Origin of the sequence: Mesorhizobium sp. M0496, from assembly GCF_040321205.1 — a bacterium.
In the GTDB taxonomy this organism is placed as follows: domain Bacteria; phylum Pseudomonadota; class Alphaproteobacteria; order Rhizobiales; family Rhizobiaceae; genus Mesorhizobium.
On record NZ_JAMYRC010000017.1, the window covers coordinates 101,725 to 110,261 of the forward strand.

4 protein-coding genes are annotated in these 8,537 nt (G+C 64.4%); all 4 read right to left on the reverse strand.

The annotated features are described in order from the left end of the window. Positions 1–38: 38 nt before the first annotated feature. Complete coding sequence (locus NKI73_RS16745; protein ID WP_352631517.1) at positions 39–1,748, reverse strand: trimethylamine N-oxide permease; 1,710 nt, start codon at positions 1,746–1,748, stop codon at positions 39–41. A gap of 255 nt (positions 1,749–2,003) precedes the next feature. Continuing rightward, complete coding sequence (locus NKI73_RS16750) at positions 2,004–4,373, reverse strand: trimethylamine N-oxide demethylase (RefSeq protein WP_352631519.1); 2,370 nt, start codon at positions 4,371–4,373, stop codon at positions 2,004–2,006. Between the two features lie 333 nt (positions 4,374–4,706). After that, positions 4,707–5,333, reverse strand: coding sequence for a sarcosine oxidase subunit gamma (locus tag NKI73_RS16755; protein ID WP_352631520.1), 627 nt, complete (start codon positions 5,331–5,333; stop codon positions 4,707–4,709). Further along, positions 5,326–8,307: a sarcosine oxidase subunit alpha gene (locus tag NKI73_RS16760; protein ID WP_352631522.1), complete on the reverse strand. Its 2,982-nt coding sequence runs from the start codon at positions 8,305–8,307 to the stop codon at positions 5,326–5,328. The genes NKI73_RS16755 and NKI73_RS16760 overlap by 8 nt, the downstream gene beginning before the upstream one ends. Between the last annotated feature and the right edge of the window lie 230 nt (positions 8,308–8,537).

Genomic DNA, 8,537 nt, shown 5'->3' on the forward strand with positions numbered 1-8,537 from the left:
CCACTTTGTTACGGCGGGCTGCCGACTTTTCAGGAACGTCAGATGACGAAGAACCAGTTGGCTAGCAGCATCACCACCACGCCGGCGACCAGCGTCAGATAGGGCAGCATGCCCGCCTTTTTGACCGCGAGGTCGGCTCCCGTCATGCCGAGGTCGGCCAGCATGTGGTCGGGGAACTTGCCCTTGTCCTGGACGTAGTGACGGAAGCAGAACACCGGGATGATCAGCGCCGCTGTGATCAGTCCTGCCCACAGCGCCATCGGGTTCCACACCTTGGCGCCGGCGCCCATGAAGATGGCGTTGACATAGGCGAAGATCGCCCCGATCCCGAGCAGCCAGCTCGGTGCCTTCCAAGGCCGCGCGATATGGCCGTTGTCGATGCGGTGGATCCAGCCGGCATTGAGGTTGAGGAAGTTGAAGATGATATAGCCGCAGTTCGACACGGCGAGGATGAAGAAGAAGCTCGTTGCGTCGGCCGAGGCGATGGCCAGCACGATCAGGTTGAAGACGAGATCGGTCCACATGGCGCGGGTCGGCGCGCCGTGCTCGTTGACGTGGCTGAGATAGCGCGGCAGCCAGCCGTCGACCGAGCCCTGGTAGAGCGTGCGCGAGGAGCCGGCCATCGCCGTCATGATGCACAGCACCAGCGCCAGGATCATCAGCATCACCAGCAGGCTGTGGATCAGCGCACCGCCACCGACCATGCCGGCCAATGCGTCGGCGACGCCAGAACCATCGACGATCGGCGTTGCCAGCATGCCGTTGAGGCCGAGCACGCCCTGGAAGGTGAAGGGCACCAGGATGAACAGCAGCATGCACAAAAGGCCGGAATAGAAGATCGCCTTGAACGTGTCGGTACCGGGGTTCTTGAACTCCGAGGTGTAGCAGACGGCGGTCTCGAAGCCGTAGGTCGACCAGGCGGCGATGAACATGCCGCCGAGCACCAGCGTCCAGCCGGCGATGTTCCAGGCGCCGGGTTCAGGTGCATAGGCAGCCGCCAGAGGTACCAGCGGCGAGAAATTCGCCCAGTTGATCTGGCTGGTGACGATCGGCACGACACCGACGATCAGCATCGGGATGATGACCAGCAGGCCGATATATTTCTGCACATTGGCCGTGCCGAGGATGCCGCGATGCTGGATGGCGAAGATGATCAGCATCAGCACCGCGCCGATGAAGAAGGTCGCGTTGAACGTGAACGAGACTGGTCCCAGCGTGTGGCTGTAAAGCGTCCAGTTGCGGATGGCCGGGGTTGCCGCGGCGGTCACCGCCGTGATGGCGTCGGCGGCACTCGTCCCGGCATGCGCGGCGATATAGGCGACGACATCCGGCGAGGCGTCGGTGAACAGCGGCACCGGCGCCAGCGCGTTGAGGATATAGGCGGCGGCGATCGAGCAACCGAGCGAAAGCACCGGCGACCAGGCGAACCAGTTGCACCACACCGATAGCGGCGCGATGAACTTGGAATAGCGCAGCCAGGCGGTGGCGCCGTAGATCGAGGCACCGCCGGATTTGTTCGGGAACAGGCCGGCGATCTCCGCATAGGTGAAGGATTGCAGGAAGCCCATGATCATGGAGAAGATCCAGATCGCGAAGGCCAGCGTGCCGGTCGTGCCGGCAATGCCGCCGATCGAAAACAGGACGAGGGCAGGGACGCCGCTCGCCACCCAGAAGGCGCCGCGCCAGTCGATATTCCGGTGCAGCTTGCCTTCCGCAAGCGGCTCCAGGGCAGTTACTATTGTGCTCATGTGTCTTGGTTCCCCTTTTTTGATGTTCCCCGTTCGTGACGGCCGCGACTTCGCGAGGCTTCATCATCGACGCATGCATTGAGCGACTGCCGGTGTTTCCACTCAGTCGTATTTTTTTCTTAACAGTGAAGATTGATCCGGCGCGCTTTCAGGTCAAGCGTTTTGTGAAGCCATGCACATCACGCTTGTGAGCGTAGGATCCACGTGACCGGTGAAATTACAGACCGGCCGACCTGTTTGTCGTGAAAACGGTCCTCAGGAGCGCGGTTTGGTCTTCTGCGGATCGTAATGCGCAAAGGCGACGACACGCGCTGGCAGCCGCTTGGCATGGCTGTCGAGCTTGCCGATCTCGACTTCGGTACCGATCGCGGCGTGGGTGACGTCGAGCCTGGCAAGCGCGATGTTCTTGTTCAGCACTGGCGAGCGCATGCCTGACGTGACCACACCGATCTGGGCGCGGCCGACATGGACGCAGTCGCCGTGACGGACAGCGACATTGGCATCGATGTCGAGCCCGACCAGTTTTGTCTGCGGGTGCTCTTTTCGACGGATCAGCGCCTCGCGGCCGATGAAATCGTCGGTCTTGCTCTTCAGCGGCACGGTGAAGCCGATGCCGGCCTCGAAGGGGTCGGTCTGGTCGGAAAATTCATAGCCGGCGAAGATCAGCCCGGCCTCGATGCGCACCATGTCGAGCGCCTGCAGCCCCATCGGTTTCAGTCCGTGCGGCTGGCCGGCCTCCCAGATGGCGTCGAACACCTTTTCGGCATCGCGCGGATGGCACCAGATCTCGTAGCCGAGTTCGCCGGTGTAGCCGGTGCGCGAGACGACGACGGGAATGCCGTTGCCGCCACCGATGCGCGCCACCGCAAAGCGGAACCATTCGAGTTCATCGATCGACGGCTGCAGCGGCGAGGTCCAGATGACTTCTCGGAGGATGTCGCGGCTCTTCGGTCCCTGCACGGCGACATTGTGCATCTGGTCGGTGGAGGAACGCACCAGCACGTTGAGCCCCAGCTTTGCCGCTGTCTCGCGCAGCCATTCGCCGGACAGATCATCGCCGCCGACCCAGCGGAAATTGTCCTTGCCGAGCCGCAGCAGCGTGCCGTCGTCGATCATGCCGCCGTGCTCGTAGCACATGGCGGAATAGACGACCTGGCCGACGCCAAGCTTCTTCACGTCGCGGGTCAGCGTGTACTGTAACAGAGCCTCGGAATCCGGGCCGGTGACCTCGAACTTGCGCAGCGGTGACAGGTCCATGATCACGGCATCCTGCCGGCAGGCCCAGTATTCGGCGATCGGCCCGTCCTTGGCGAAGGAATTGGCCAGCCAATAGCCCCTGTACTCCTGAAAGTTACGGGTGTGCTTGGCAAAGCTCGAATGAAAGGATGTCTCGCGGGTCATTTTCGGTTCCGAATCGGGCGTCATGCGTCTGGCGATCGCTCGCGAGAATTTGTGCTGGCCGGAATAGGTGCGCACATGGATGTCGGTCGGGTTCCAGCCATTGGCCGGCGTCGTGTCGTCGGGACAGGCGGAGGAAACGCAGACGATGTCGGTGAGCGCGCGCAACAGCACATAGTCGCCCGGTCGCGACCACGGCTCGTCGGACACCATGACGCCATGCGCGTCGATCGCGGTGTTGAAGAAGAAGTTGATCGCCATCCAGCCGGCGCGGGGCGTGACGCCCTTGTCGGCCAGCGCGCGATTAAAGTTCTCCGAGCAGTTGGTGTGGCCGGGGTAACCGATGTCGTCGTAATATTTGGCCGCGCAAGCGAGCGCGAACGCATCGTGCCGGCCGCATGTGTCCCGAACCACCTCGACCAGCGGCTCCATGTCCTGGTCGTAGTATTTCGAATGCAGGCCGGGCATCGGGTAGCTCGACCCCATCAGCGTGCGGGTCGTCGTCACGTCGAGCGGATGGTCGAGACCCTTGTCCAGCTTGCGCGCCGAAAAGCACTGGAAGTCGGTGCACTGGCGCCCGTCGACATCGATGATCTGCAGATAGTCGCCCGCCTTGACGAAATAGGATTCCGCCGTCGCCGAATGGACCCGCAAATCGAGCACCGGATCGGCCAGCGGATCGGCCAATTGCGATTTCGCGGCCGGGCGGATCGTGGCGCGCCGGACGATGACGGTCAGTGGCGTCGCCGTGTCGTGACCGTCGACCAGCATCGGCCCACCCGGGGCGGCGATGATCATCGCGCCGTCGCGTGCGACGGTGAAAGCCTGCTCGGTGCCGGCCGGCGTGGCGCCACCGAACACGCACACCGCCTTGGCTTGATCCAACTGTACCTGCCGGCGCGCAAGCCCGCGGCGCAGGGATGCCAGACTGTCGTCGCCTTCAGTCAACACGGCCTTGATGCCGGTGGCATTGCTGTTCGATGTCGCGCCAAAAATGCCGGGGTCGGTTGCGCCGGTCTTGTCCCAGGCCAGCAACTCGCAGGCCTGGCCACCCTCGACATTGTGCACAGCGATCGTGTCTCCGGCCTCGATGTCGATCAGCACCGCGCCGTTGCCCTGGATCGTATAACGCTCCATGCCCGGCGGCAGCGCGATCTGGCCAGGCCTCAGGATCAGGCTCGGCCAGGGCGGTCCGGCTGCAATTGCGGGGTAGGGCGACTGGCTCATCTCAGCCCTGCGGTTCGAGAAACAAGTTTGCCTGTGTGTGAAATTATTTTAGCAGCAAGAATAGCAGTGCGGTTGCGTTTGGCAAGGCGAAGGTGGCGTCGGGACGCGATCGGTTCAGGTTGAATTTCACAGATCAGCCTTGTCTTCCAAACGTCAGCGCTGCCCCTCATCTGGCTGCCGCCATCTTCTCCCGTAAACGGGGCGAAGGACGCTATCGTCTCCGATTTCGCCAAGTGCCAACGCCAAAGAGATGGCGCGGCATTGCGGCCAGCCTCTTTCTCCCCGTTTACGGGGAGAAATGCCCGGCAGGGCAATGAGGGGCAGCGCCGAGATCTAAAGTTCCTCGGAATGGCTGACGTCGACGTCATATTCCGCTGCCGCATCAAGCATCGTGCCCCACAGGCTTTCGGCAAAAGTCGCAAACACCAGAAGATTGAACACCGCCAGCCCATCCGGACGATCGCCCCCGCGCCAGAGCGTGGCGCTGGTGTGATCCATCGACGTCGCGGCAGCAGCGCCAATCGGGAACGCTCCAGCGTGCAGATCGATCGACGACAGCTTGGCCAGCATGGCGCGCGCATTGGCTCCGGAAATGCTGATCAGGACCCGCGCATGCGACTGGTCGGACAGCGAGGCGGCACCGGACAATGCCGGCGCCAGCGTCTGCATCGTGTGCTTGCCGCCCTTCGACAGCACGAAGAACTGATCCGGTCCCGACCAGATCAGCGTGGCGTCCTTGGCCTGTATCGCATTGGGCGCATCAGGGGCCGCCACGCCAAAACGGGCCTTGGCGGCTTTCGCCAGCTCAGCCGCTCGGCCGCGTCGCGCCATCACCTGGATCAGGTCAAAATTGCGAATCTCGGTCAGCGAAACGCCGGCGTCGGTGCTGTTTGCACCATGCGCGCCGGCGACAAGCGCATGCTCGAGCGGACTGCGGGGAACCCAGGAAAACTCAGCCACGCTGGCGCCCTCCATCCGGATCGTAGAAGACGGGATTGCACAGTTCGACATCATAATCCTCACCGCGCAACGGATCATGCGCGTGAACGATTTCGCCGATCCGCTCGCGGCCGCGCTCGACCAAGGCCAACCCGATCCACTGATCCAACGTCGGCGAGAAGCAGACCGAGGTGATATAGCCCTGGTCGTTGCCGGGGCCGGGCGTCTGACCCTTCGGGATGATGTGCGCGCCAGAGCGCAAGCGGCGGCCCTTGTCGGTCGGCTTGATGCCGACCACGACCTGGCGATCCGGGGCGATCAGTGCCTCGCGTCCGGCCATCACGCGGCCGATGAAATCCTTCTTGGTCGACATCATTTTGCCGAGGCCAAGATCGGCGGCTGTCGTCGTGCCGCTCAGTTCCGGTCCGGCGACGTGACCTTTTTCAACGCGCATGACGCCGAGCGCCTCGGTGCCGTAAGGCGTCACACCGAACGGCGCGCCGGCCAGCATCAGATTGCGTGCCATGGCGTCGCCGAAGCGTGCCGGCACGGAGATCTCGAAGGCCATTTCGCCGGAAAACGAGATGCGGAACAGCCGCGCCTTGAGTCCGCCGCGCAAGCTGACTTCCCGCGCGCCCATGAACGGAAAGCCTTCGTTCGACAGGTCTTCAGACGGATCGACGATCTCCTTGAGCAGATCGCGTGTCCTGGGACCGGCAATCGAGAATTGCGCCCACTGGTCGGAGACCGAGGTCAGTTGTACGTCGAGTTCGGGGAACAGCACCTGGCGGCAGAATTCGAGATGCTGCATCACCAGCCCGGCCTTGGCGGTGGTGGTGGTCAGGAAATAATGATCCTCGGCCAGCCGCGACGTGGTGCCGTCGTCATAGACGATGCCGTCCTCGCGCAGCATCAGCCCGTAGCGTGCTTTTCCCACCGCAAGATTGGAGAAGGTGTTGATGTAGACGCGGTCGAGGAAGGCGCCGGCATCGCGACCGTGCACGTCGATCTTGCCGAGCGTCGAGACATCGCAGAAGCCGACGCCGCCGCGCACCGCCTTGACCTCGCGGGTCACCGATTCCAGCCAGTCCTTCTCGCCCGCGCGGGGGTACCACTGTGCCCGCTTCCACAGCCCGGTGTCGACGAAGATCGCACCCTGTTCCACGGCCCAGTGATGCGACGGCGTCAGCCTTGTGGCATGGAATGTCTCGTCGCGATGATGACCGGCGAAGGCGCCGATGGCGACCGGCACGTAAGGAGGCCGGTAGATCGTCGTCCCGGTCTCGGGAATGGAACGGCCGCTCACTGCAGCCATGATGGCGAGGCCGGCGACATTCGAGGTCTTGCCCTGGTCGGTGGCCATGCCGAGCGTCGTATAGCGCTTCAGGTGCTCGACCGATTCAAAGCCCTCGCGCTGCGCCAGTTCGATGTCGGAAGCGGTGACATCGTGCTGGTAATCGACAAAGGCTTTTCCCCTGCCGGCGACATGCCAGAGCGGCGTCAGCGAAAACGCCTCGTCGTCGGCGACAGGCGCAATGCCCGTCGTGCCGCTGTGCCCTGCATCACGTGCTGCCGCCGCGCCGGCGGCAAATCCCTGGCTCAGGCAGGCGCCGAGCCCGAAATCGCCATTGGCGGCGCCGGCGGCAACCATGCCCGGAGGGGCGCCATCCGGCACGAAGGCTGATATGTCGTCACGCCATGTCGGCCGGCCGCGATGGTATGAGGTCAATCCGACCGCCGGGTTCCAGCCGCCGGAAACGGCGAGGCCGTCGGCTTCGACTTCCGCGCGCGCGCCGCCGGTCAGCGACACCGCGATTTTCCGGACACCGCCCTTGCCGCCATCGACGCCGCTGACCGAGCCGTGCAGCACCGCGAAGCCACCCTTGGAGGCCAGCGAACGATGGGCTGGAGATACATCAGGCCGTGCGTCGATGACCGCTGCGATCTGAAGTCCAGCACCGAGCGCGGTCTCGACCGTGCGCCAGCCATCCTCATTGTTGGTGAACAGCGCGATGCGTTTGGCCGGCGTCGCGGCATAGCGAGCGATGTAGGTTCGCACGGCGGAGGCCATCATCACACCGGGCGTGTCGTTGCCGGCAAAAACGATCGGCCGTTCGATGGCGCCGGCCGCGACGATGCAGCGTTTGGCCACGATCCGCCACAGCCGCTGGCGCACGTGATGCTCGGGCGGTGAGGGCAAATGATCGTTGACCCGCTCGACCGCGCCATAGGTGCCGCCATCATAGACGCCAAACAGCGTTGTGCGGTTCATGATGCGAACGTCGGGCATATCTGCCAGTTCGGCTAGCGTCCGCGACAGCCACTCGGCTGCCGGCAGGCCGTCGATCGTGCCGCCGTCCGACAGCAAGCGGCCGCCGAGCGTGAAATCTTCCTCGCACAGGATGACGCGGGCACCACAGCGGCCGGCCGCCAATGCCGCGGCCAAACCGGCCGGACCGGAACCGGCGATCAGCACATCGCAATGCGCCCATGCCTTGTCGTAGTGGTCCGGATCGGCAACACCGGCGGCGCGGCCAAGGCCGGCGGCACGGCGGATCGCCGGCTCATAGATCGCTTCCCAAAACTTCGCCGGCCACATGAAGGTCTTGTAGTAGAAGCCGGCAACGAAGATCGGCGCGAACAGCTGGTTCACCGACATCACATCGTGGCGCAGCGACGGCCAGCGGTTCTGGCTCGCGGCTTCCAGCCCGTCATAGAGCTCGGCCGTCGTCGCCTTGGTGTTAGGCTCGCGCCTAGCGCCCGTGCGCAGTTCGACCAGCGCGTTTGGCTCTTCCGAACCGGCGGTGAGGATGCCGCGCGGGCGATGGTACTTGAACGAGCGGCCGACCAGCTTGACGCCATTGGCGATCAGCGCCGAGGCCAGCGTGTCGCCCTGGAAGCCGGAGAAAGCCTTGCCGTCGAAGCGGAAGTTCAGTGGCGCCGAGCGGTCGACAAGACCGCCGGAAGGGAGACGGTGGGATTGGCTGGAGGTCATGACTGCCGACCCTCCATGAGTTCGATGATATGCGAGCGGGTGGCGCCGAACCTTACCCTCCCCCTTGTGGGGAGGGTCGCTGCGAAGCAGCGGGGTGGGGGTGCGGCGCCGGGGGGGCCCCCCCCCCCCGCGGGGGGCGCCCCCCCCCCGCCGGGGGGGGGGGGGGGGGGGGGGGGGGGGGCCGGCGGCGGCGGGGGGGGAAAAAAAAAACGGCGGCCCCCCCCCGCGCG